The 23,408-nt window shown below is 77.7% G+C and carries 18 protein-coding genes; 6 read left to right on the top strand and 12 right to left on the bottom strand.

What is annotated here, in order from left to right:
• Window positions 1-3: 3 nt before the first annotated feature.
• The 3 genes from ACFVNO_RS22535 (at window position 4) to ACFVNO_RS22525 (ending at window position 3,119) form a co-directional block, all read left to right on the top strand.
• Window positions 4-924: a glucose-6-phosphate dehydrogenase assembly protein OpcA gene (locus ACFVNO_RS22535; RefSeq protein WP_220560054.1), complete on the top strand. Its 921-nt coding sequence runs from the start codon at window positions 4-6 to the stop codon at window positions 922-924.
• The gene (gene pgl, locus ACFVNO_RS22530; RefSeq protein WP_378895505.1) at window positions 921-1,667 is read left to right on the top strand and encodes a 6-phosphogluconolactonase; all 747 of its coding nucleotides are present in this window, start codon (window positions 921-923) and stop codon (window positions 1,665-1,667) included. The genes ACFVNO_RS22535 and pgl overlap by 4 nt, the downstream gene beginning before the upstream one ends.
• 177 nt (window positions 1,668-1,844) lie before the next feature.
• On the top strand, window positions 1,845-3,119 hold the full coding sequence (locus ACFVNO_RS22525) for an MFS transporter (protein WP_355268648.1): 1,275 nt from the start codon (window positions 1,845-1,847) through the stop codon (window positions 3,117-3,119).
• Window positions 3,120-3,432: 313 nt separating this feature from the next.
• On the opposite strand, the gene ACFVNO_RS22520 is transcribed toward ACFVNO_RS22525, so the two are convergent.
• Window positions 3,433-3,852, bottom strand: a complete 420-nt coding sequence (locus ACFVNO_RS22520) for a DUF6069 family protein (RefSeq protein WP_355268650.1) — start codon at window positions 3,850-3,852, stop codon at window positions 3,433-3,435.
• A gap of 128 nt (window positions 3,853-3,980) precedes the next feature.
• On the opposite strand from ACFVNO_RS22520, the gene ACFVNO_RS22515 reads away from it, so the two are divergent.
• Window positions 3,981-4,997: an AraC family transcriptional regulator gene (locus ACFVNO_RS22515; RefSeq protein ID WP_355268652.1), complete on the top strand. Its 1,017-nt coding sequence runs from the start codon at window positions 3,981-3,983 to the stop codon at window positions 4,995-4,997.
• A gap of 3 nt (window positions 4,998-5,000) precedes the next feature.
• Here the strand turns inward: ACFVNO_RS22515 and ACFVNO_RS22510 are convergent, their stop codons facing one another.
• The 3 genes from ACFVNO_RS22510 to ACFVNO_RS22500 all read right to left on the bottom strand — a co-directional run bounded on the left by ACFVNO_RS22510 (window position 5,001) and on the right by ACFVNO_RS22500 (window position 9,232).
• Window positions 5,001-5,618: a hypothetical protein gene (locus ACFVNO_RS22510; RefSeq protein ID WP_355268654.1), complete on the bottom strand. Its 618-nt coding sequence runs from the start codon at window positions 5,616-5,618 to the stop codon at window positions 5,001-5,003.
• A complete protein-coding gene (locus tag ACFVNO_RS22505) occupies window positions 5,615-7,270 on the bottom strand; it encodes a serine/threonine-protein kinase (RefSeq protein WP_355268656.1) in 1,656 nt (551 codons plus the stop codon). Before ACFVNO_RS22505 ends, ACFVNO_RS22510 begins: the two co-directional genes overlap by 4 nt.
• Window positions 7,271-7,399: 129 nt before the next feature.
• The gene (locus tag ACFVNO_RS22500) at window positions 7,400-9,232 is read right to left on the bottom strand and encodes a serine/threonine-protein kinase (RefSeq protein ID WP_378895501.1); all 1,833 of its coding nucleotides are present in this window, start codon (window positions 9,230-9,232) and stop codon (window positions 7,400-7,402) included.
• Window positions 9,233-9,454: 222 nt separating this feature from the next.
• Between ACFVNO_RS22500 and ACFVNO_RS22495 the strand changes: the two genes are divergently transcribed.
• Entirely contained in the window at window positions 9,455-10,216 is a 762-nt protein-coding gene (locus ACFVNO_RS22495) for a hypothetical protein (RefSeq protein WP_355268660.1), read from the top strand.
• Between the two features lie 83 nt (window positions 10,217-10,299).
• On the opposite strand, the gene ACFVNO_RS22490 is transcribed toward ACFVNO_RS22495, so the two are convergent.
• Window positions 10,300-12,474 (bottom strand): CRISPR-associated protein, encoded by a 2,175-nt coding sequence (locus ACFVNO_RS22490; RefSeq protein WP_355268662.1) that lies wholly within the window; start codon window positions 12,472-12,474, stop codon window positions 10,300-10,302.
• Window positions 12,475-12,555: 81 nt separating this feature from the next.
• Complete coding sequence (locus ACFVNO_RS22485) at window positions 12,556-12,972, bottom strand: hypothetical protein (protein WP_355268664.1); 417 nt, start codon at window positions 12,970-12,972, stop codon at window positions 12,556-12,558.
• Window positions 12,973-13,328: 356 nt separating this feature from the next.
• Here ACFVNO_RS22485 and ACFVNO_RS22480 point away from each other — a divergent pair, with 356 nt between their 5' ends.
• Window positions 13,329-14,477 (top strand): hypothetical protein, encoded by a 1,149-nt coding sequence (locus ACFVNO_RS22480; RefSeq protein ID WP_378895498.1) that lies wholly within the window; start codon window positions 13,329-13,331, stop codon window positions 14,475-14,477.
• Here the strand turns inward: ACFVNO_RS22480 and ACFVNO_RS22475 are convergent.
• Genes ACFVNO_RS22475 through ACFVNO_RS22450 form a run of 6 tightly spaced genes read right to left on the bottom strand, consistent with a single transcriptional unit; the run spans window position 14,467 to window position 23,341 of the window.
• Window positions 14,467-16,698 carry a TIGR03986 family CRISPR-associated RAMP protein gene (locus ACFVNO_RS22475; RefSeq protein ID WP_378895496.1) on the bottom strand — a complete coding sequence of 744 codons (2,232 nt, stop codon included), beginning with the start codon at window positions 16,696-16,698 and terminating at the stop codon, window positions 14,467-14,469. The two genes, ACFVNO_RS22480 and ACFVNO_RS22475, sit on opposite strands and share 11 nt — an antisense overlap.
• Window positions 16,695-17,441, bottom strand: a complete 747-nt coding sequence (locus ACFVNO_RS22470; RefSeq protein ID WP_378895494.1) for a hypothetical protein — start codon at window positions 17,439-17,441, stop codon at window positions 16,695-16,697. The genes ACFVNO_RS22475 and ACFVNO_RS22470 overlap by 4 nt, the downstream gene beginning before the upstream one ends.
• On the bottom strand, window positions 17,438-19,069 hold the full coding sequence (locus ACFVNO_RS22465; RefSeq protein ID WP_355269312.1) for an RAMP superfamily CRISPR-associated protein: 1,632 nt from the start codon (window positions 19,067-19,069) through the stop codon (window positions 17,438-17,440). Before ACFVNO_RS22465 ends, ACFVNO_RS22470 begins: the two co-directional genes overlap by 4 nt.
• A complete protein-coding gene (locus tag ACFVNO_RS22460; RefSeq protein ID WP_378895492.1) occupies window positions 19,066-20,871 on the bottom strand; it encodes a hypothetical protein in 1,806 nt (601 codons plus the stop codon). Before ACFVNO_RS22460 ends, ACFVNO_RS22465 begins: the two co-directional genes overlap by 4 nt.
• Complete coding sequence (locus ACFVNO_RS22455) at window positions 20,868-21,533, bottom strand: hypothetical protein (protein ID WP_378895490.1); 666 nt, start codon at window positions 21,531-21,533, stop codon at window positions 20,868-20,870. Before ACFVNO_RS22455 ends, ACFVNO_RS22460 begins: the two co-directional genes overlap by 4 nt.
• Window positions 21,530-23,341, bottom strand: coding sequence for a hypothetical protein (locus tag ACFVNO_RS22450; protein WP_378895488.1), 1,812 nt, complete (start codon window positions 23,339-23,341; stop codon window positions 21,530-21,532). The genes ACFVNO_RS22455 and ACFVNO_RS22450 overlap by 4 nt, the downstream gene beginning before the upstream one ends.
• Between the last annotated feature and the right edge of the window lie 67 nt (window positions 23,342-23,408).

Raw genomic sequence — 23,408 nt, 5'->3', positions numbered from 1 at the left:
CCGATGACCCTCTACCTGCCGCGCACCACCACCGCCCAGATCGCCGAGGCGCTCATGTCCGAGCGGCTCAGCGTCGGCGGCGGCGCGATGAACATGGTGCTCACCCTGATCATCGTCACCGACGAGGCCGACCACTACGACGCGGTGCGGGCCGCCACCGAGGCCGGGCTCGAACACCCCTCCCGGGTGATCGCGCTGATCCGCCGCGACCCGGAGGCCGAGCCCGCCATCGACGCCGAGATCCGCCGCCCGGGCACCGCCGGGCCCGGTGAGGCGCTGCTGCTGCGGCTCTACGGTCCGCTGGGCGAGCACCCCGACTCGGTGGTCACCCCGCTCCTGGTGCCGGACGCCCCCGTGGTCGTGTGGTGGCCGGGCGCCGGTCCCGCCGACCCCTCGCAGGACCCGGTCGGCCGCCTGGCCCAACGAAGGATCACCGACGCTTTGCGCGCCCCGGACCCGTTGCGGGACCTCGTGGAGCGGGTGTCCCACTACAGTCCGGGTGACACGGACCTGACCTGGACCCGGCTGACCCCGTGGCGCTCGCTGCTGGCCAGCGCCATGGACCAGCCGTGCGGGTGGGTCACCTCGGCCAAGGTGACGGCCGAGTCGCACTACCCGAGCGCCGAACTGCTGGCGGCGTGGCTCTCGGAGCGGCTGGAGGTGCCCGTGGAGCGCGAGACCTCGCACGGGCCCGGGCTGACCGAGGTGCGGTTGATCACCGACCAGGGGGACATCGCGATCTCCCGGGCCGACGGCCGCACCGCCACCCTGTCGCGCTTCGGCCAGCCGGACCAGACGGTGGCTCTGGCCCGGCGCGGCGCGGCCCAGGCCCTGGCCGAGGAGCTGCGCCGCCTGGACGCCGACGAGATCTACGAGGCCGCGGCCCGCCACCTGGGGTCGCTGCCCACGGGGAGCGCAGTATGAGCACACCGCAGATCGTCCGGCACGCCGACGCCAAGGCCCTCGCCGAGGACGTCGCGCTGCGGCTGGTCGACGAGATCGTGCGCGCGGAGGCCGACGGGCGTGCGTTCCACCTCGTCCTGACCGGGGGCGGCATCGGCATCGCCGCCCTCGAAGCCGTCCGCGACCACGCGGCCGAGTCCGGCATCGACTGGTCGCACGTGCACCTCTGGTGGGGCGACGAGCGGTTCCTGCCCGCCGGGCACCCGGACCGCAACGAGACGCAGGCCTGCGCGGCCCTGATCGACGCGATCGACATCCCGGCCACGCAGGTCCACCCGATGCCCGCCGCCGACGGTATGGACGGCGACCACGCGGCGCACGCGGCGACCCGCTACTCCCGGGAGCTGGCGGTGGCGGCCCGCGGCCGAGGCCCGGTGCCGGCCTTCGACGTGTGCCTGCTGGGCGTGGGGCCGGACGCGCACATCGCCTCGCTGTTCCCCGGCCTGCCGCAGATCGGCGAGGACGAGGCGGCGACGGCCCCGGTGCACGACTCGCCCAAGCCGCCGCCGACCCGGATCACCCTGACCCTGCCGTCGATCAACAGCTCGCGGCAGGTCTGGCTCCTGGCCTCCGGCGAGTCGAAGGCCGAGGCGGTGCGCCTGGGCCTCTCCGGCGCCGACCCGAACGAGGCGCCGGTCGCCGCGGCCCGCGGCACCGACAGGACCGTGTTCTGGATCGACGAGGCGGCCGCCGCCCGTCTGTAGGAGGTACCCGGAGGGGGCCGGCGCGGCCGGCCCCCTCCGCCGTGTCCGGAACCGGCCGCGGGGGGCGCCGGGGCCCGTCGGCGGGCTATGCTCCGCTGAGCACACGCCCCCGGGGGCCGGGCCCGGCCGACGCCCGCACCGGCTCCCGCCGACCGGTCCGCCCGACGAGGAGCCCCCGTGCCCGCCGACCAGGCCCCGCCCCGTCTGAGCGCCGCCTTCCACCGCTTCTGGGCCGGCTCCCTGGCGAGCAACCTGGCCGACGGGGTCATGCTGACCGCCCTCCCGCTGCTGGCCGTGGCCCTGACCGACGACCCCCTCGCCGTGGCGGGGCTGACGGCGGCCCGGTACCTGCCCTGGCTGCTGTTCGGACTGGTGGGCGGCGCCCTGGTGGACCGGGTCGACCGCGGCCGGGCGATGGTCGCCGCCAACCTGCTCCGGGCGGGGGCCGTGGCCGCCCTGGCCGCGCTCGTCGCCCTGGACCGGGCCGGTGTCGGCTGGCTCTACGCCGTGATGTTCACGGTGATGTGCTGCGAGATCGTCTACGACCTGTCGGGGCGCGCGATGCTCCCGGCCCTGGCGCCGGGGGCGGTGGACCGGGCCAACGGGAGGCTGACGGCCTCCCAGGAGACCGCGCAGGACTTCGTGGGCGCTCCGCTGGCCGGGTTCCTGTTCGCGGTGGCGGCGGCGCTGCCCCTGGCGGTGAACTCCGGCGCCTACCTGCTCGGAGCGCTGATCCTGATGGGGCTGCCCTCCGCCGCCCGGCGGCCCGCCGCCGCGCAGGCGCGCGAGGCCGCCGGGCGCGGGTCGCTGCGCGCCGACATCGGCGAGGGGCTGCGGTTCGTGTACGGCGACCGGGCGCTGCGGGCGCTCGTCGTGTTCTCCACGGCGGTGAACCTGGCCGCGGGGGCCCAGGCGGCGGTGCTCGTACTGGTGGTCCGCGACCACCTCGGGGTGCCGGCGCCGCTGTTCGGGGTGTTCCTGGCGGTCGGCGCGGTGGGGGCGCTGACCGGGGCCCTGCTGGCCGCCGGGCTCGCCGCCCGCGTCGGCCGGTTCGCCGCCGTCACGGGCGGCTACCTGCTCCAGGCGGTGTGCGCCGTGGTGGTCGCGGCCGCCACCGGGTCGCCGTGGATCGGGGCCGCCGCCTGGGCGGTGCTCGCCGGGGCGAGCGCCGTGGCGGGGGTGCTGTCCGGCGGGATCGTCCAGCAGATCGTCCCGTCGGGCCTGTTGGGGCGGGTGATGAGCGTGCGCCGCATGCTCGGCCTGGGAATGGTGCCCGTGGGCGCCCTGCTCGGCGGTCTCCTGGCCCGGCTGGACCTGCGCCTGCCCCTCCTGCTGGGCGCCGTGGTGTTCACCCTGAGCACCCTCGCGGTGCTCCGCCACCTGCGCCGGGCGGCCGCCCGCGCCGACCTGGCCGAGCGCCGGGCCCGCCGTGGGTCCCCCGACCCCGACTGAACCGCCGCCGGCCCCCGCCGGGGCCGACCACCGGTCCCCGGGGGCGGGGGCTCCCCTGGGCACCCGCACCAGGAGCCTTCCCGCACCGTCCCCGGAGCGTGACACAAGCGGGGCCGACCACCGACCCGCCGGAAACCGGAAGCTCCACCGGGCGCCCGCGCCAGGAGCCGTCCTGCACCGCTGCCCGGAGCGCGGCACGGGCGGGGTCAGCGCCCGCTCCACCTCGCCGGGGCGGGGGCTCCGCCGGACGTGCCGCGCCGCGGCACGTCCGGGAGGGCCGGCGGCCGGGGGCGCCGGCCCTCCCGACGGCCGCTCAGGAGGTCGGGGAGGACTTCCAGAAGACCGGGATCACCCCGGCCGCGACCACCAGGTGGGACAGCTCCAGCACGACGGTGGTGGCGGCCGTGCCCCCCGCGGACAGCGGCGGCACCACCATCAGCAGCGTGACCAGGACCGCCGCCACCGTCCAGACCACCAGCCCCCGGCGCCCCAGGAGGCGCTCGCCCAGGGCCAGCACACCCCAGCCCAGGAGCCCGAAGCCCGCGCTGAACACCGCGAAGGCGCCGGCGGAGACCGCCGCGGGGTCCTGGCCCGGCGGGGCGACCACCAGGTCCGCGCCCAGCAGGGGCGCGACCAGGGCCAGCAGGGCGTTGGCGACGGCCACGGCGGCGACGGCCGCCAGGCGGGGCGGCCAGGAGGAACGGGTCGGGGCGGCGACGGGTGCGGCGGTCATGGCAGGACTCCTTCGTGTTCGGGTTCGGACCCAACACTAAGAAGCACGGGCGAGACTTCCCATGCCTGAAAAGCTTGTTCCTATACTCCATCGTCCACAGCCGGACCCTCCGGGGATACGATGGCGGCATGGACGTGCTCAGCGACGTGATCGGCACCGTACGGACCGGGCGCCCCAACGCGGCCCGCGTCGAATGGCACTCGCCCTGGGGCATGCGCTTCCCGGAGGTCTCCGGCGTCGGCTTCCAGGTGGTCCTCCAGGGCTCCTGCGTGCTGACCGTGGAGGGCGGGGAGCCGCTCCACCTGGGGGTGGGCGACATCGCGTTCCTGCCCAACGGCCAGGGGCACGTGCTGGCGGAGGAGTCCGCCTCGCCCGTGCGGGACCTGTGCGACCTCCTCCCCCACGGCCGGGGCGCGGACCGGGGCGCCCCCGTGACCGAGCTGGTGTGCGGGCCGCAGGGGGCCGGGCCGCGGTTCGGGTCGGCCGCGGTCGGGGAGGACGGGCGCGGGAGGCCCTCGTGCGTCACCCTGGGCGGTTCGTACCACACCTGCGGGGCGCGGCCGCATCCGATGCTGTCGGAACTGCCCCGGCTGGTCCACCTGCCCGCGCGGGTGGGGGCCCGTACGGAGCTGGGCGCGGCGGTGGAGCTGCTGGGCGCGGAGCTGGGCCGCCCCCGACCCGGCGGGGACGCGATCGTGCCCTCCCTGCTGGAGATGCTGCTGGTGTACATCCTGCGCACCTACATCGAGGAGAACCGGAGCGCGGCCGCCCGGGGCTGGCTGGGGGTGATGCGCGACCCCGCCGTGTACGCGGCGGTGCAGGCCGTGCACAGCGACCCGGCCCACCCGTGGACGGTGGCCGAGCTGGGCGAGCGGGCGGGCCTGTCGCGGGCGGCGTTCGCCAAGCGGTTCACCGCGCTGGCGGGCCTGTCCCCGCTGGCGTACGTGACCTGGTGGCGGCTGACCACGGCGGGGAGGATGCTCCAGGAGAACGACGATCCGATCTCCGCCATCGCCGCGCGGGTCGGCTACTCCTCGCAGTTCGCGTTCGCCAACGCCTTCAAGCGCGAGTTCGGCCTGTCCCCGGGCCGCTACCGCTCCGGGACGCCGCTCCCGGCCCCGCCCGCCGCCCCGTCGGCGGGGTGAGGGTCAGCAGTCGAACACGTCGGCCCGGGGGGCGCCGTCGGCGGCCAGGCAGAGCATGGCCTCGTCGATCCCGCCGGTGGCGACCTCGGGGGCCGACACCGCCAGCACCTCGGGCAGTCCGGCTCCCGGGAAGACCAGGGAGAACGGCGCCGCGGGCGCGTCCGCGGTGAGCGCGGGCAGTTCCGAGGCCTCCCCGTCGGCCGCCGTCCCGCCCAGGGTGAACTGGTGCGGGCGCAGCCCGTAGCCGCCCTCGCCGAGGTGGTAGCGGGCGGTGCCGGTGACCCGGACCCCGTCGGCGTCCGCCTCCGCGCCGGTGACGACCAGCCCGAACACCCCCGTGCCGCCGACGTGCAGGACGATCCGGTCGTCTCCGTGCACCACCAGCGCGTTCAATCCCTCCAGGGCCGGGTCGGCCGGCTCCACCCTCGGCGGCACCGCCTCCTCCGGCTCCCCGGAGGGCGCGGCGTCCGGCGGGCCGGACGGGTCGGTGAACACCGCGCCGACCGCCGCCACCGCGTAGCCGCCCGCCGCGGCCAGCACCAGGACGAGCGCGGAGGCGACCAGCAGGACCGTGGAACGGGCCCACAGCCGGTACGCGAACCTGGTCAGGGCTCGGCTCATGCGGGGCACTCCTCTCCCTCGGCCGGGGCGGTGAACGCGGTCCCGTCCGCGGCCCCGGTGTCGTAGCACAGGCGCAGGTCGGCGTAGGAGTCCCCCGGCGCGAACGTGTAGCGCTGGTGGAAGACCACCGTGCCGCGCGCCGGGGCCCCGGGGAACGACGCGGTGAAGACGGCCGGGACGGAGGCCGGGGCCAGGTCGTCGGCCCCCGGGCCGGAGAGGGCGCCCTCGATCTCGCTCCCCCGGGCCCCTGCGGTCAGATCCACCTGGGTGGAGCTCATCGGCCCCACCGGCCCCTCCGCGAAACGGGGGGTGCGCAGGCCCGTGATGCGGACCCCGCCGTCCTCGGCGACGGCCTCCCGCAGGGTCACCACCAGGGCTTCGGAGACGAACGCGGAGTCGCCGACGACCGCCGCCGCCAGCCCCGCCGTGTCCTCGGCGGTGACCTGGGTGAACGGCTCGGGGTCGGGCACCGGCGCGGTGGCCGCGTCGGGATCCTGTCCGCCCGCGGCACCGGAGGGGTCCGGGGCGGCGGCTCCCGCCTCCCCGGTGCCCGCTGCGGACGGGTCGGCCTGCGCGGCGTCCGCCGCCGGGGGCGCGCCGCCCAGCCGGTACCCCGCCGTTCCCGCCGCGGGGACCGCCAGCAGCACCGCGGCCGCGACCGCGAGCGTGGGCCAGGGCGACCACGAACGGCGGCCGGTGCGCCCGCGTCCGGGCCCGGGTGCCCGTTCGCGCCCGGGCGACCACTCCCCCTCGACCAGCCGGGTGACCAGGGCGGTGGGCTCGGCCGCCACCAGGGTCGGGTCGGTCCCGTACCGGCCCCGGCCCACCGCGTGCAGCGCCGCCAGCGCGCTCGGCCGGGCGGCGGGGTCCTTGGCCAGGGCGGCCGACACCACGCCGTGCAGCCAGCCGGGCAACCCGGCCAGGTCGGGCGGCTCCTTCCGGGTGCGCTCCAGCACGGCCGCGGTGTCGCCGCGGCCGAACGGCGGGCGGCCGGTGGCCGCGTAGGCGACCATGCCGCCCCAGGCGAACACGTCCGAGGCGGGGCTGGGGTCGGCCCCCTCCAGCAGCTCCGGCGCCGTCCACCCGGGGGTGCCCATGAGCATCCCGGTCCGGGTGACCGCGGTGCCGTCCACCGCCCGGGCGATCCCGAAGTCCAGCACCCTCGGCCCGTCGGGGGACAGCACCACGTTGCCGGGTTTGAGGTCGCGGTGCACGACCCGGGCCCCGTGGATCGCGTGCAGCGCCTCCGCCGTCCCCGCGGCGAAGGCGGCCAGATCGCCCTCGTCCAGGGGGCCGCGGTCGCGGATCCGGGCGGCCAGCGTGGGCCCGGGCACGTAGTCGGTGGCGATCCACGGGCTCTCGGCGCCGGTGTCGGCGTCGCGCACCGCCACCGTGCACAGCCCGCCGACCCGGCGCATCAGGTCGGCCTCGCGGGCGAACCGGGCCCGGAAGACGGGGTCGGTGGCGAAGTGGGCGTGGATCACCTTGACCGCCACGCAGCGGCCGACCTCGTCGGCGGCGGCGTAGACGGCTCCCATGCCGCCCGCGCCCAGCAGGCCCGCGACCCGGTAGGGGCCGAGCCGCCGCGGGTCCTCGGGGGTGAGCGGGCCCAGGTCCGGCGGGACCGGCCCGTGGGTGAAGAGTCGTGTCATGGATTCTCGGGGGTCTCGGGGGACGGCTATGGACGACGAAGGTATCCGGGTGCCGGGCGCGTCCGGACGCCCGGGCCGGTGAAGCACCGGGGCGTCCGGACGGCGGGGCGCCGCGGCGCGGGGACCGGATCAGGTGGGGCAGTCGGTGAGCATGCTCTGCTCGGGCCGGTAGTCGGACAGCGCGAAGCCCTCGTTGCCCTGGTGGACGTCGTCGCGCCAGCCGGTGGTGCCCTCGACGTCGTAGCAGTGGCCGCTGATGTCGTGCACCATCGCCCCGAACAGCGCCGAGGGCCGGTAGGCGATGCCGCCCCGCTCGGGGGCGCCGGGCAGGAGCACGGTGGCCTCCTGGACGGGCTCGTCGGGGCTCAGGGTGGCGACCGGGGTGACCGGACCGCTCCAGTCCTCGTTGACCCCGCCGTGCACGATGACCTTGTCGCGGCCCTCGGGGTCGGTGGCCGGGTCCAGCGACGCCACGGCCATGAAGTCCTCCGCGTGGACGGTGTAGGAGCCCACGTGCGGGTGGTAGGTGAACCTCGCGGTGATCTCGACCCCGTCGGCGGCGGCCTCGGCCGACACCCAGCACACGGTGGCCACCGGGAACCCGTCGATGGCGCCGTTGCCCAGGCCGAAGTCGGCGGTGTCGTGGTCCAGGGGCGCGACGAACGGCCACACCTCGACGGAGGAGTCGGTGACGGTGAGGGAGTCCGGGGAGTCGGCCGCCTCCAGCATCATCTCGTACTCCTCGTCCGTGATGGTGTCGGGTGAGAACGGCCGCCAGGTGGCCACGGCCTCCTGGGCCGCCAGCCGTTCTCCGTCCGGCTCGCACGGGACCGGTTCCGCGGCGGCCCCCTCCCCGGTCTCCTCCCCCGTCCCGGTCCGCGGCGGGGTCGCGGCGGCCAGGGCGCCCCAGGTGGCCTGGCGCAGCGGGGGGACGATCGCGGTGAGCAGTCCGGCGACGAGCACCAGCACCGCGGCGGCCGCGGCCGCCAGCGGCCAGACGCGCCGTCCGCGCCGGGGCGGGACCCACGGGGTGTGGTCGACGGGCGTGTCGATCCGCCAGCCGGTGGCCAGCAGCCGCGCCAGGGTCTCCTGCTCGTGCCCGGGGCCGGCCGGACCGGGTCCGCCCGCGCCGCCCGCTCCCGGACCGCGCAACAGGGCGGTCATCACCTGGGCCGCGGTGGGGCGGGCCCCCGGGCTGCGGTCGAGGGCGCCGCGGACCAGCGGCAGCAGCTGCGGCGGCACCCCCGCCAGGTCGGGCTCCTCCTGCCGGGTGCGGTGCACCAGGGTGTCGAGGGGCCCGGTGCCGAAGGGCTCGCGGCCGGTGGCGGCGTAGGCGATCAGCGCGCCCCAGGAGAACATGTCGGCGGCGGGCGCGGGCACCGCCCCGTCGTACTGCTCGGGGGCCAGCCAGCCGGGGGTGCCCACCACGCCGCCGGTGCGGGTGAGCGCCGTCTCGTCCAGGGCGCGGGCGATGCCGAAGTCCAGCACGCGCGGCCCCTCGGGGGACAGCACCACGTTGTCGGGCTTGAGGTCGCGGTGCACGATCCCGGCGGAGTGGATGGAGTGCAGCGCCTCGGCGGTCCCGGCGGCCAGCGCCAGCAGGGTGTCGCCGCCGAGCGGCCCGCGGGCGGCCACGTGCGCGCGCAGCGTGGGTCCGGGCGCGTACTCGGTGGCCAGCCAGGGCCGGGCCCCGGTGGTGTCGGCGGCCAGGACGCGGACGGCGCAGGCGGAGCGGACCCGGGTGAGCAGGTCCACCTCCCGGGCGAACCGGTCGCGGAACTCGGGGTCGGCGGTGTAGTGGCGGTGCAGTGTCTTGACCGCGATCCGCGTGCCGTCGGGGGTCAGGGCCGCGTAGACGGTGCCCATGCCGCCCGCTCCGAGCCGTCCCACCAGGCGGTAGGGGCCCAGGCGGTCGGGGTCTCCGTCCAGGAGGGGGAGGAAGCCGGTGGAGGGCGTGGTCATCGACGCTCCGGGGGTGTGCAGGGGTGTGGTCGGCGAGGACGCGTGTCCTTCTGGGACATTAGCGCCCCCGTACACCGGATTTTCTGTGTTCCGCCGCCCGGATCCCCGGTGGACGGTCCCCGGATTGTCGGTGGCGGGTGTGAGACTGGGATCACAGTCGACGAGGCCGGGGGCTCTCCCCGGCGACTCCCACACCGTTCTCCCGATGGGGGCGACACCGTCATGGGCGCGAACACGCGGAATCCGCAACGGACCCCGGTCCGGCCGGAGCGCGCCGACGACCGGCCGGGGCCGGACACCACCCGTTCACTGCTGCTCTGCGGTATGGCCGCGGGGCCCGCGCAGCTGCTCTTCTCGCTGGCCCAGGTGTCCTGGGGCGGCCCGGGCACCGCGGCCCCGCCCGCGAACCCGTTCGTCGCCTCGGGCGGGGGCTGGACGCAGGCACTGGCCGTGCTGGTGTGCGGTGCCCTGGCCGTCGGCGGCGCGGTGGGGCTGGCCCGGGCGCTGCGCGGCCGGGCGTCGCAGCGCTCCACCTCGGTCTCGGTCGCGGTGTACGGGGCCTGCGTGCTGCTGAGCGGGGTGTGGACGGTGGACCCGATGGCGGCGCCGTCGCCGGGGGCCACCGAGGCGGCGGCCCCGGCGCTGAAGGCGCTGGCGCGCGTCGCCCTGGGGTGGGCGGCTCCGATCGCCCTGACCCGCGCGGTGCTGGGCGGCTCGGGGTGGCTGCGGTCCACCGGCCGGGGCGGTGCCGTCCTGTACTCGTGGTCGTGCGCCCTGGTCTCGGTGGTCTGCGGGGTCGTCGCGGTCTCCGCGCCCGCGGCCGCCACCGCCGCGGCCTGGCTCGCGGCACTGGTGCTGTGGACCTGGCTGCCGGTGTTCTTCGCCGGGGTCCTGTGGGAGCCCTCCGAAACGCGCCCGGCCCTCCCGGGGCCGGGTCCCGCCCGGCGCCCGGCGGTACCCTCCCCGCGCCGCCCCCTCCCCTGAGAGCCCCCTGACCGGGGGACCCCGTCGCGCGGAGCGGCCGTACGGCGGGGTCTCCTCCACGTCCGGCCCCGGGCCGCCGCCCCTCACAGGGTGCTGGCGTCGGTGTCCCACAGCCGGGGCGGCGCCGCGGGGTCGGCGACCACCAGCACCGGCCGCTGCGGATCGCCGAAACCCCAGCCGCCCCCGCCGTGGTCCCCGGCCTCCTCCGGCTCCTCCTGGGTGATCCAGGCGACCAGCTCGGCGGCCCGGCCCACGTCGCCGCCCGGCCGGGTCAGCGCCATCACCTTGCCGGCCACGTCGCAGCGCAGGTTGAGGTGGCCGGTGGCCGCGGAGACGCTCTGCGCCCAAGCGCCCCGGCTCACCCTGCGGACCGCGCCCGATCGGACGGGGCGGCTCCAGGTCGGGGCGGCCAGGCCCAGGGCCCGGTCGTCGAAGGTGAGCACCAGTGCCGGGCGCTCCCGAGCCGTGTCGGCGGTCTCCGGGTCCGCCAGGGAGCGGTCGACCCACAGCCCCACCGGCCCGCTCGCCGCGCGGACCAGGTGCTCGGCGGCGGCCGCCACCAGGGGGACGTCCACCTGCGCGGCGCCCCGCGGGCACACCGCGTCGGCCAGGGGCCCTGCCAGCGGGGTGTACCCGTCCAGGACCAGGGACCAGTCCACCACCGCCCGGCCCTGTACGGCGGCGCCGCCGTGGGTCAGGCACACGACCTTGCGGTCGCGCACCACCTGGCAGGCGACGCACGCCCCCGAGCGGCGGGCGGCCAGGGCCAGGCCCAGGCTCATCGCCTTGGTGCCGGTGGTGACGTCCACGACCACCGGCCGGCCGGGGTCCTCGGCGCGCATCCCCGCGATCCAGGTGTGCGCGGCGTCGGCGACGGCCCCGGCGCTGGAGCCGTCCACGGGGTCGGCGGCGAACCGGATGCGGTCGCGGTGGCCCGAGGCGCGCAGCCCGTCCGCGTCCGGGACGGGCTCTCCGGGGTGCTCGGCGGCGTACAGGGCGCGCGCCGCCGCCTCGCGCACGCCCGCGCGCACCCCCTGTCGGGAGGAGAGCAGCAGCGCCCGTTCGGGCCGGTGGGCGTGCACGGCCGACAGCAGGCCCAGACGGCTGCTGCCCAGCGCGGTGACCAGGATGGGGGCCGCGGAGGCGGCGGTCACCGCGCACACCGGCGCGGGAGGCGCCGGGGGCACCGCCGGCCGTGCCGGGGGCTCCGCGCCCCGCGCCGGGGCGGCCGGTGCCGCGGCGGCCGAGGCGGCCTGTCCGGGGAAGAACACCCTGCGCAGCGCCTCCGCGTCGGTCAGGCGGGCGCGCAGGTCGTCCAGGCTCCACACCTGCACCTGGGAGGAGCTCAGCGCGGGGCCGTGCCCGGCGATGCGGTCGCGCAGTCCGGGCACGGCGGGCCCGGTGTGCACGAACAGCACCTTGGCCACGTTGCCGAACACGCGCCGGGCCTTGGCGACGGTCCACCCCGCGCGGGCGACCACCTCCTCCGCTCCGCTCTTGACCTCCACGCACAGCACCCGGTGCCGGAAACGGACCAGGGCGTCGAAGTCGGCGATGGAATCGGCGGGATGGCGCGGGTCGGCGACCCGGCGCGGCCCCAGCACCTCCACCCCCTCCCGGCCGCGGGTGATGCGCCGCAGGTGGCGCAGCACGTCGGCCTCGCCGACGACCCCGCGCACCTCCGTGGGGTGCAGGCCGGGGAAGGCCTCGCGCAGGGCGCGGGCGCCGCCGCGCAGGGCGGTGCCCACGGTCGCGGGGTCGCGGTCGGAGAGCCAGTGCGCTCCGTGGACGCCGGCGAGGACGCCCAGGTCGATGCCGTCGTCGGAGAGCGGCAGCGGCGGGTCGCCGGGGTCGACGGGGCGCAGCAGGTCGGAGGCGGGGTCGAGGTAGTGGCAGCGGGGAGCCGCGGCCTCCGGGTCGGCCGCGCCGCCGTCCCGGTACAGGGCGGCGGCCACGCTCATGACCTTGGTGCCGCCGGTGTAGTCGAGGTGGCGGGGGGCGGTGCCGTGCTCGCGGTGGATCCGCTCCAGGGCGGCGGCGACCCCGGCCGGGTCGTGCGGGTCGGGGCCCACCCCCTCCACCCGCACGGTGCGGTCGGGGGCGAGCCTGGCCAGGGCGGCGGCCGTGCGTTCGGCCAGGGCGCGGGTGCCGTCGCTGCTCAGCAGGACGATCCGGTCGGCCGGCAGGGTGAGCGAGGACAGCAGTGCCGGGGTGGGGTTCCGGCCGACCAGCACGACGGCGACGCGGGGAGTGTCCACGGCGTCCTTCTCCACACGGGGGCGTTGTTCGTTTCGTGGGGGTCAACGCTATCCCGTAGGTGAAGGCGATACTCGAACCCGTTACGTCCGTTTTGCCGTTGCGTCGATTCGGCCGACCCCTTTTCTCGTGGTCGAAACGGTCGGTTTCCGCGGCCGCCGTCCGCTGACCACGAACGAACGGCAGGCGGTGACCACGCCCTTATTGTCCCTTACCAGGTCGGAGGGGATCAACAGGTCGTCGCGCTCGGGGTGGGCGAAGCCGACCACGGACGAGACGATGAGCCACACGCCCGGTTTCGGCTCGGGCAGATTGGCCCTGGTGCGCCGTTCGGCGATCAACGGCACCGGACCCGGGCAGGTGGAGTCGTCCAGGTGGCCCACGGGCACCCGCTCGGCCTCGACCCTGGCGGGGTCGTCCGTGCCCGGCCAGGTGCCGATGACCTTCGCCTCGTCGTCCACGACTGTCACCACATGCGGCGTCAGGTTGAGCACCGGCATCCGGCGACCTCCGTTCCTCTCTCACAGCGCGTCCCCCGCGGCCGCGCCCGCCCCTTCCGGGGGGCTCACCGCAGTCTCTCGGACAGGGACGATGAGGGCCCGGGAGTGACATACCACCGATCGCCTCTGGGGCTCCAGTGACCCGTGTTTCTGGTGTCCGTTTAATGGGCTTCTCTATTGTTTTATATGCCTTAGGGACCAGGGCCGATAATTGACAGTTGGTCGCCTCAGTCCTAGTTTGTTAGTTGGTCTCCCGTTGACTCGGGAGTGCCACCTGAGGTCTCACGTACTCGCACACGCTTCTCCGGAGGGCTGGGGAAGCGACCCGGCCCCGGAACACCCGGGGAGAAGAGTTCGTGAGCACGCACCACTGCTCCGCCTGGGAGCTGTTCGGCTCCGCCGCCTTCCTGCGCGTCTTCACGCGCGTCCTGGGGTGCGGGCCCTGCTCCGCGGACGGAACCGCGCAGGGCTGCTCGGGCCACGCCGAACAGTTCTGCGACTACGTCGACCTGTGCGCCGAGCACTGCCCGTGCCCGGACCACGGCGGCGACCCCGACGGCGTCATCGCCGTGCGCATGCGGCGCGCGGCGCCCGTCGGAGAGGCGGTCGACCGGACCGCCGCGCACCGGCTGCGCGACGCCCTGGACGACGTGCGCCGGGACCGGTCGTACAAGAACCTGCGCCACGTCTACCCCCAGCCGGCCGCCGACGGGCGGGTGCGCTGCGCGTTCTCCGAGCGGCCCCGGCGCTGGGCCCCGCGCCGCGACGTGGCCCGCGTGGCCGCCGACGTCATCGACCAGGAGGCGCTGGCCATGCTCGTGCTCACCGCGGGCTGGGGCAACCCCGCCGCCGACCTGCCCGAGGACATCTCCCCCGGCGAGACCGTCTCCTTCACCGAGGACGGCAGCGCCGTGCCCGTCGCCGACCTGCACGGCCGCGGACTGGGCGGCCCCAAGGAGGCCCCGATGGTCTCCACCGCCACCGGCGACTACCTCCTGCGCAAGCTCGCCGAACTGGCCGCCGGCCGCGACGCCGACCCCGGGCGCACCCCCGACCAGCGGCGCCGCCTCCTGCTGCGCCGCCTCCTGCCGGCCCTGAGCGGCGAGGACGTGGCCCGCAGGCTCACCGGGGTCCTGGGACGCATGGCGGTGGACATGCCCACCCACTTCGCCCTGGTGCAGCGGGCCCGGGGCCGGGCCCGCAGCGCCCCCTACGCACCCGTGCCGGACGCCCCGGCCGTCCCGGCCGGGGCCGACCCCGAGCGCCGCGAGGTGCTCAGCGAGGAGGAGAAGATGTGGCTGGAGCGGACCGCCCTGGAGCTGTCCGCCCGCGCGCAGGAGCGGCGGGCCGCCCTGGAGGCCGACCCCCAGGGCACCCTGGACACCCTGCTGTGCGCGATCCTGGAGGAGGGGCGGGGCGTGCCCGCCCGCTGGGCGGACGCCCAGGACGACCCCGACCGGCGCGCCGACCTCATCGACGCGCTGACCGAGGTCATCACGGGGTGAGCAGGCCGGCCGCCGCGTAACGGTCGACCAGCGGGGGCAGGACCGGGTACTCGGCGAACGCGCGCAGCGGCATCACCGCCGTGTCCTCCCAGGGCAGCCGGCGCCGCCAGCGCGCGGCCAGCAGCACGTCCACGGCCTGGTCCACCTCCCGCCACCGGGACGGGTCGCCGCTCCCGGAGATCCGGCGTGCCGCCAGCGCGCCGTCGAAGGCGTCCAGGAACGCCCGCACCCGGGCGGCGCCGGCGCGCTCCACCCCGGCGCCCGGGTCCGGGGACAGCGCCCGGGCCCGCCGGTCCACCAGGTACAGCCGCGGCCGCAGGTGGACGCTGCCCATCCCCAGCGACTTGCCCATGCCGATCTTGTGCGCGTACTCCGGATCGGCCGGGTCGCCGCCGTCCACCGGGTTGTCCAGCAGCAGGGCCCGCAGCAGGGCGCCCAGCTCCCCGTCGGTGAGGTTGGTGAAGGTGATCCGCGACCGGAACATCAGGCCGTCGCGGAGGGGGACGACGTCGCGCTGGGTGTCCCGCGGCGGGCCGTGGCCGCCCCCGGGCCGCAGTACCTCCAGGCCCGGGTCCTCGCGGGCCGCCTCGTCGTAGCGCACCGGCGAGCCCAGGCCGTCGCGGTGCCGGTGCAGGTAGACCTTGTAGCCGTTGAGCCGCACCTGCCCCTCGTGCGCCCACGTGATGACGTCGGCCCTGCCCCCGGCCGCGTCCGGCCCCTGGAGCAGGTAGTTGGCGAAGCAGCCGCGCTGGGGGGAGAGCAGCCGCACCCGCAGGGCCGCCCCGTCGGGGTAGTCCGGGTCGGGGGCGGTGCACACCGCGTTGCCGAAGAACACCCGCCCCTTGGAGGCGGACGCCTCGCCCGCGAACGTGTCCACGTCCCCGAACAGGGCCCGGCCCACGTCCACCGGCCGCCCCGCGCGGTCGGCCCGGTCGGCGTCCCCGTGCTGGGGGCTGAGCAGCGCCTCCGGCACCGCCCGGCGGATCGGGTCGTCGTCGCTGACGGCGATCCGGTAGCCGCCCGAACGGCCGAAGGACACCACCGACCCCCGCGGGTCCACATCGAACCAGACCGGCTCCATCCCGCGGCGGGGCAGCCCGCCGCCGCCGGAGCCGCCGACCCGCTCGCGCTCGGGGTCGCCCTCCTCCGTACCGAGCCCGTCGGGGAACGCGGCCCGCTGGTACCCCGTGATCTGCTCGGCCGACTCGAACATCTCCACCAGGGCGTCGGGGACGCGCAGCCGGCCGGTGCGCAGGTCAGGCGGCCGGGGGAACAGGTAGGCGTTGCGGCGCTCGCCCCCGGCCGCGCCGGTGAGCACCACCAGGGCCGGGACCACCCCGCCCCGGCCCAGGTCGCGGACGTCGATCCGGTGCTCCGCCAGGTGGGCGCGGGCCTCCTGCTCCGTCGGGGCGACCGCGGAGACGCGCCGCTCGCCGGGCAGGTGGACGGCGTACACCCAGCGGTACTGGAGCCGGCCGTGCTGCTCGTGGGCGGTGGGCACGTACGGGGCGCCCCGGGGGTTGTCCGGCAGGTCGTCCACCCCGAAGTCCCACCGCTTGAGGCTCTCCCGCAGCACCGTGAACGGCACCTTCAGCGCCTGGCCGCGCTCCCCGCCGGGCCTGGCGGCCGGGACCTCCACGATGTACCAGCGGTCGCGGGAGCGCTCGTGGAACAGGAAGCCCTGCCGGGTGCGCAGGCCCGCCCGCCTCCTGCGGTACTGGGAGTGGCGCAGCGCCATCACCGAGCGGGTGCGGGGCGACAGCGTGCTGTCGGCCGAGGCCGGGTCGATGCGCACCGGCGCCCGGAAGAACAGCATCGGCGTGTTGACCGGTCCGGTCTCCCCGCTGGTGAGCATGCGCAGGGTGTTGCGGACCAGGCCGCGCAGCCCCGAGCCCGGCAGCACGGGCAGCGGGGTCTCGCCGTGCGGCAGCCGCAGGGAGCGGCTCACCCCGCCCCGGTCCGGGGTGCGGCCCACGAAGGTGGGCGTGAGGGTCGTCAGGGTCAGGTCGATCCACCCCGAGTGGGTGCCGCGCACCGTGCGGTCGTGGCTGCGCAGCAGGTCCCCGGTGTCGTAGCCGCCGTGCAGGTCGGCGGCGGGCATGGGCTCGGCGGCCATGCGGACCGCGCCGTAGGGCGCGGTGGCGCGCGCCGGGGCGTCCCGTCCGGCGGGACGGGGCCGCTCGGTGCCGCCCAGGCGGGAGGCCACGTCGCGGGGGTTCACCACGGCTCCTCCCCGGCGGGCTCGTCGCCGGTGCCCGGGTCGAACACCGGGCCGGTCGGCTTGGGCCCGGTGGACAGGCCGGTCAACCGGTGGAAGGCCACCCCCACGGTGCCGGTCCCGGGGTCCTGCGCCCAGTACTCGCGCACGGTCAGCCAGCTCCCGGTCCCCTCGGCGACGGCCCGCCCCCCGCGCACACGGCGCACCCGCGCGGAGAAGTCGCTCCACACGACCGGCAGGACCGCGCGCGCCCCGGAGGGCTCGGCGGTCACGGTCAGCGGCACCCCCTCGCCCGGGGAGCGGCCGTGCTCGGGCCCGGTCCAGCCCTGGAGCAGGAAGGAGCGGTCGCGCGGGCGCAGCCACGGGGGGACCTCTCCGGGCGCGTCGGCGCAGATCCACCCGGACCGGCCGCCCTCCCCGATCCGGATCTGGGCATGGGCGGCGAACACCAGCACCTCCAGAACGCGGACCCTGTCGGCGGGCGCGGCCGGCGCCGCCGCCGACAGGTCGGCGGTGCCGGGACCGTCCGACCGGTGCCAGCGGTCCCGCGGGCAGACCCCGGTGATCCGGCCGTCGCCCAGCTCGGCCAGCAGCCACTGCGGCGCGTCCGGGTCGCCGGGGGGACCGGGCGGACCGGTGTCGAGCAGGCCGCAGCGGGCGCCCCGCACGAAGACGTCGTCGAAGACCGCGTCGATCTCCGCGGTGTCCAGCCGGCGCACGGTCACTCCCACAGGGGCGTCGGTCACGGCCGTCCTCCTTCCCGTCGTGGCGCTTCGGACCCGGCGTCTCCGGAGACCGGGCCGCCGGGGGCCGTGTCACCGGAGACCAGGAGGCGCAGGGCGGCCACCCATTCCCGGACGGCCTCCGCGTCCGGGCCGTCGGGGGCGAACACCGCCGCGACCAGGTCGACGCGCCGCCGCGGTCCTTCACCGTAGGACACCAGCTCCGCGCGGACCGCGCTCACCCGGCCGTGGCCCACGCCCGAGCCCGCCCCCAGCGTGTCGAAGGGCACCGTCGCCAGGTCGCGGACGACGAGCGCGCACAGGCCCAGAATCGCGTCGTCGGGGTCCTCGATGTCGAACACCGCCTCGGCGGTCCCCCCGCACTGGAGGTCGTGGGTGAACAGGCGGCCGTCCACGGAGTCCCCGAACAGGGGGTCCACGGCCATCCGGGTGGCCGTCACCGGGGCCCCGCCGGTGATCACCGGGACCTCCCGCAGACGCACCCGGGAGGGGCGGGGGACGGCGTCCCGCGCCGGGGTGTCGGCGCCCCACCAGTGGCCGAACCAGTCCTGCGGGCCGACTCCGCCCAGGGCCTGGGCGGCGTCGTGCACCGACCGCGCCGCGATCCGCTTGACCAGCGCGAACAGGGCGGTGTCGCCGAGAACCGGGGCCATGCGCACCTCGCCCTTGTCGGCGTCCTCGACCACCGGGCGCCACCGGTGGGCCCGGTCCGTTTCGCCGAGCCGGTCTCCGGCGGGGACGTCCCCGACCGACAGCAGCCCGGGGCGCAGCGCGTCCGGCGGCGGCGCCAGCGGGTCCTCGCGCTCGCCCACCGCCAGGGTCAGCCGCAGCTCGGCCCGGCGGCGCCGGTCGGGGGCGGCGACCCGCGCCGCCACGTGGGCGGCCGTCCCGGTCCGGCCCGCGGCGCGCAGCTCCCGGCCCAGGGCGTCGGCCAGGTCGGCGGGGGCGTCGGCCAGGGCGTCCTCGCCGGCCTGCCACCGCTCCCGCCAGGAGACGCCGTGGTGGGCGAACCAGTCGTGTTCGTCCCCGAGGTCCAGGCGGCGGGCCGCCCAGTGGGTGGCGCGCACCGCCCCGTGCCCGCGGCCGGTGCGCCCGCCCAGCCGGGCGCCGGCGCCGCCGACCCCCTCGGCGGCCAGGGCCAGCAGTGTCAGCAGCCGGGCCTCGTCCGCGGGCGCGGGCACCCGCAGCCGCAGGTGGACGACGAACACCGTGCCCGCCGGGAGCACCTCCCACTGCCACAGCAGGCCGGGCAGGACCGTCCCGGAGGCGGGGTCCACCCGGGTCCCGGTGCGCACCGCCACCCCCGTCCCCTCCGGCAGGCGCGCGAACGCGTCGTCGACCTCCAGCGCGCTGGCCCGGGGAGCGGTCCCGTCGTCCTCGGCGGTCCCGAACAGCTCGCCGGCCCGGCCCGGGCCGCCCGTGCGGCCGGCCAGGGAGTGGCGCAGCAGCCCGGCCAGGGTGGTGGCGCGCAGCCGGGGCGCGCCGGTGCGCGGGTCCCGGTCCAGGTACAGGTCCACGTCGCTCTGGGCGGCGTGCCGGGGCACCGCCTGGGCGGCGCCGATGTGGGTGTCGGAGAGCAGGCACCAGCGTCCGGCGACCTCCCACAGCACCCCGGGTCCGGGTGTGTTCACCGGCGGCCCCCCTGGGTGTGGGCCGGGTCGCGGGTGCGCAGTACCCGGGCGGTCTCGGCCAGCCAGGAGGACACCAGCGCCAGGCACAGCCGGGCGGCGTTCCGGCGCTCCCAGGCGCGGGCGCGCGGAGAGAGCCCGGCGGGGTCGTCGCGCGGCGGCAGCCCGTCGGCCAGGGAGAGGTCCACGGCGGCGATGGCGGCCGCGTAGGCGGGGCTGTGCGCGGGCCGGGGGCGGTTGGCGTCCCACCAATCGGCCGCGGCCCCTCCCCCGCCGATCCCGGACAGCCACACCCGCACCGGGATCGGCGGGCTGCCGGGCGGCACCACCCGGGCCCGGGCCAGCGCCCGGACGGCCCGGTCGTGCAGGGTCTTGGGGGCCCCGCCCGTGGAGCGCTCCCCGGCCAGGACCCCGGCCAGCGCGTCCAGGGCGGCGTCCGCGCCGTGGTGCGGGTGGGTGACCGCCTCCCGCAGCCGCCCGACCAGGCTGGGGGTGAGGGGCTCCAGCCGGCGGGCGGACCGGCGGGCCAGCATCCGGGCGTGGTCGCGGACCGGTTCGGCCGCGGCGTTCCACAGCAGGTCGTCGTACAGGGCGGCCAGCCCCGGGTCGTCCCACTCCAGGGGGCCGTGCGCGGCGACGGCACCGCCGTCGGGCAGGGCGACGGTCCCGGCGGGCCGCCCCGCCAGGGGCACGGCCTCGGGAGCGGGCGGCAGCGGGCCCCGCGGGGGCGGGTCCAGCAGTACGAACTGGCCGTGGCCGTCGATCACGCGGTCGCCCAGCGGGTCGGCCTCGATCGCCCGGACCAGGGAGGCGGGCAGGGCGCGGTCCAGCACCAGCCGCACCACCGCGCCGGGGGCGGCCGCACGCCGCTGGGCCATCGGCCCGCGGTAGCCGCGGTGGTAGGCGCCGACCACGGTCGACTCCACGTGGGAGGCGACCACCCGCACGCCGGCCCCCGGCAGGTGCCGGTCCAGGAGCGCCCGGACCTCCGCGACCAGGGCGCCGGGGGCGTACTGGCCGTGGTCGCCCACCACCAGCGCCGGGGACAGCAGCAGCAGGTCGACCGGCTCCCCCGCCGCCCAGGAGCGCCGCCCCGCCGGTGCGGTCCGGTCCGGGGAGAGCGGGGCGTCCGGGTCGACCGGGGACACGCGCACCCCGCCGTGGGCGCGGGTGCCTCCGGACCCCAGGGTGAGCGAGCCCCGCGCGGCGTCCAGCACCCCGATGACGCGCTGGGCGAGCGCCTCCAGGCCGGCGGAATCCTCTGCCAGCAGCTGCCAGCGCGCCTCGAAGACCTGGCCCGAGTCCAGGGCCGTGGTGAAGAACGGCACCCCCCGGTCGGGGTCGCCGGTGCGCGCCCGCCCCAGGTAGCGCTCGGTGGTGGTGCGCACCCGCGCCCGCAGCGACCGGTCCAGGGTGATGGGGTCGCGCACCGCCCGGTAGGGCACGGCCGGGTCGGCGCCGGCGAACACGTCCGCCATGGTGTCGCTGTTCTTGCCCAGGGTGTACAGGTAGGCGGGCGGCGGGTAGGCGGTCCGGGCCGGGTCCGGGCCCGGCAGGTCCGGGTCGGCCCCCGGCTCCAGCCGCGGATGGGCGGCGGAGAACCGGACGGCGCCGCCGTCGGCGACCCATGCCCGCTCCTCCTCCCCGAGGCCGGCCCGGCGCAGCGCCGCGGCGAGCATCCCGCGCTGGGCGCGCCCGCCGATGACGTGCTCGGAGTCGATCCGCAGCGGGTCGAAGGAGGTGCGCACCACCAGGGTGTCCGCCAGGACGTAACGCAGCGGCAGGTAGCCGCTCACCCCGCTCACCGCGGCTCCCGCAGGGGCGGGGCGGCCAGCCGCAGGGTGAGGGCGTCCGGGTCCTCGTCCGGGTCCCCGGCCAGGCGCACGTCGACCCGGCCCCGCCCCCGGGTGCCCTTGAGGCCGATCCCGGTGGTGGCCAGGCAGGCGCGGGCCAGCAGCCGCCAGTGGTCCGGCCCCGGCTCCCGGGCCCAGGTCAGCGCCGAGGTCAGGACCAGGCCGGGCAGCAGCACCCGGTGGGTGCGCAGCCGCCCCGGCTCGGCGGCACCGTGCGGGCCGACCTCGATCCCGGTCTCCAGCACGGTGTGGGCGTCGGTCACCGCGCGTCGCAGCACCGCGCGCGCCGACTCCGACCGGCCCGCCAGCGCGCGGGCGACCGCGGTGCGCACCGCGTCCCCCGCGACGGCGTGCCCCAGCCGCAGCATGCGGTCGCGGCCGTGTGAGCGCTCCCGGCCGAACACCTCGCCCACCGCGTCCTCCAGGCCCGGGGACACCGCCAGGGCTCGCCGGGCGCCCGCGCGCAGCCGCGCCGCCAGCCGGTGGCGGGGCAGGTAGGGCAGCCCGTGGTCGTCGGTGACCACGTCGGTGTCGGCGCCGGTGCCGTCGGCGCTGGCCCCCACGAACAGCGCGGGCGAGGCCAGCCGCACGACGATGCGTCCGGGGGCGCTCACCGGGGACCGCCCCCGGGTCCGCCGCGGGCCGCCGACAGGCGGGGGTCCAGGGCCCGGGACAGCTCCGGGTCCAGGTACAGGTCCATCATCTCCACGGCGTCGAGCAGGCCCGCGGGCTCCCAGTCCCGGGGCAGGTCCACCGGCCCGCCGGTCACCCGGGCGCGCCGGGCGATCTCCGGGGCCGGGTCGGTGCCCGACTCCAGCAGGGGCACCAGCGACGAGATCAGCCAGCCCCGCCGCCGGGAGTCGCCCTCCGCGGTCAGGCTCCCCGGGGCGTCCGGGTCCAGGTACCGGTCCAGGAAGCCGGTGAACCCGGTACCGGTCAGCGGCAGGCCGGTGCGCCGCACCGGGCCCCGCCGGGCCGCCTCCCACCGGGCGAGAACCCGGTCCACCCCGTCCACCCGGGTCGTCCACGCCACCACGTGCTCGTCGGGGGCGCCGTCCTCCATCGCCGTCACCCGGTGCCGCTTCGCGGTGCCGCACATCGCCTCGCACAGGTCGTGCCCCAGGGACAGGGGCGCGCCCACCGGCTGCACCGCGACGCCCACCCCCACCGTGGGCACGAACGTGGTGTGGCGGTGCCCGCCGTACCCGGCCGCGGTGCGCCCGCCGCCGGGCCGGTCGCCGTGCGCGGCGACCAGCGTGCGGTGCAGGGCCGTGCGGGGGTCGGCCGGGTCGCCGATCCCCTCCGGGTCCGCGTCCAGCCACTCCAGGGCGTACCGCACCAGGGGCAGGGCCAGCCGCGCGTCGCACAGGACGGTCAGGTCGTCCCCGGCCACCACGATCGGCCGCACCGGCAGCCGGACCGGGCCCGACGGCTCGTGGTCCAGGGCGATCGAACGCGCCCCGCCCGGGATGACCGGCTCCCGGCCCGGGTCCGCGCGCACCGTCGCCGCCACCGCGCGGACCAGCACCCGCGCCAGCGCCCCGGTGAGGTCCGCGATGCGCTGCGACAGCCGCCGCTGCGCCAGGGCCCCGGAACCGGGCACGTCCCGGTCGCCCGCCCGCTCGCGGTACTCGCCCAGGATCGCGCCGAGCCCGTTGACGTCCAGGTGCACCACCGCGATCCGGCTGACCCCGCCCGGCTCCCGGCCCAGCCGGTCCACCTCCATCGGCAGCGCCAGCCGCGGCGCCCCGGTGGCGGTGGCCGCTCCGGCGGCCCAGGCGGCGCTGTGCGCGCGGTGCCAGCGGCGGCCGATCCCCCGGGCGCGCGCCACGTCGGCGCTCACCCGTTCGGGGACCCCGGGGCGGTCGTCCTGGGCGCGGCTGGGGTCGAGCACCTCGGCCGGGCCGCCGCCCACCGCGCACACCGCGGTGATCCCGTACCCGTGCGCGGGGTCGTGCAGGGTGGACATGTACCCGCGGGCCCGCCGCAGCCGGTCCGGCAGCAGGGCCAGGGCCTCGTCCACGTCGTGCGCCGGGGCCGGGCCCTCCCCGGGGGCGGAGGGGCCGTAGGGGACGTGCGCCACCACGGGGGTGAGGTCGCCGGCGCGCTCGCGCAGCACACGGGTGTAGCGGGCGGTGAAGCGCCGGGCCGCCGCCGCGTCGGGCAGGACCACGGTGAGCGCCCCGCCCGCGTCGCGCAGCACCGTGCAGTCGTCGGGGACCAGGCCGGCGATCCCCCGCACCGGGTCGGAGGTGTCGGTGAGTTCGGCGACCAGGGCGGCCCGGCCCACCGCGTCCAGGATGCGCCGCCCGCTGTACACGTAGGCCTGGATACCGCGCAGGTCCACACCGACCACCACGCCCCGTGCCGGGGGCGCGGGCACGCCGGCGGCGGACCGGTGCTGCTCGGAGGCGGAGGTCACCGTGTCGAGACTCCTCGTCGCGTGGCCGGGCGGGGGCAGGGCGTGGGCCGGGCGGGACCCGTCCACC

Source organism: Nocardiopsis sp. NPDC057823 (assembly GCF_042797335.1).
GTDB classification, from domain to species: domain Bacteria; phylum Actinomycetota; class Actinomycetes; order Streptosporangiales; family Streptosporangiaceae; genus Nocardiopsis; species Nocardiopsis changdeensis.
This window is presented reverse-complemented; position numbering and strand designations above follow the sequence as displayed.

Coding starts and splice junctions, on each gene's coding strand:
- ACFVNO_RS22535 (WP_220560054.1), top strand. CDS start 4: ATGACCCTCTACCTGCCGCGCACCACCACCGCCCAGATCGCCGAGGCG.
- pgl (WP_378895505.1), top strand. CDS start 921: ATGAGCACACCGCAGATCGTCCGGCACGCCGACGCCAAGGCCCTCGCC.
- ACFVNO_RS22520 (WP_355268650.1), bottom strand. CDS start 3,852: ATGACCGCCGCACCCGTCGCCGCCCCGACCCGTTCCTCCTGGCCGCCC.
- ACFVNO_RS22515 (WP_355268652.1), top strand. CDS start 3,981: ATGGACGTGCTCAGCGACGTGATCGGCACCGTACGGACCGGGCGCCCC.
- ACFVNO_RS22510 (WP_355268654.1), bottom strand. CDS start 5,618: ATGAGCCGAGCCCTGACCAGGTTCGCGTACCGGCTGTGGGCCCGTTCC.
- ACFVNO_RS22505 (WP_355268656.1), bottom strand. CDS start 7,270: ATGACACGACTCTTCACCCACGGGCCGGTCCCGCCGGACCTGGGCCCG.
- ACFVNO_RS22500 (WP_378895501.1), bottom strand. CDS start 9,232: ATGACCACGCCCTCCACCGGCTTCCTCCCCCTCCTGGACGGAGACCCC.
- ACFVNO_RS22495 (WP_355268660.1), top strand. CDS start 9,455: ATGGGCGCGAACACGCGGAATCCGCAACGGACCCCGGTCCGGCCGGAG.
- ACFVNO_RS22485 (WP_355268664.1), bottom strand. CDS start 12,972: ATGCCGGTGCTCAACCTGACGCCGCATGTGGTGACAGTCGTGGACGAC.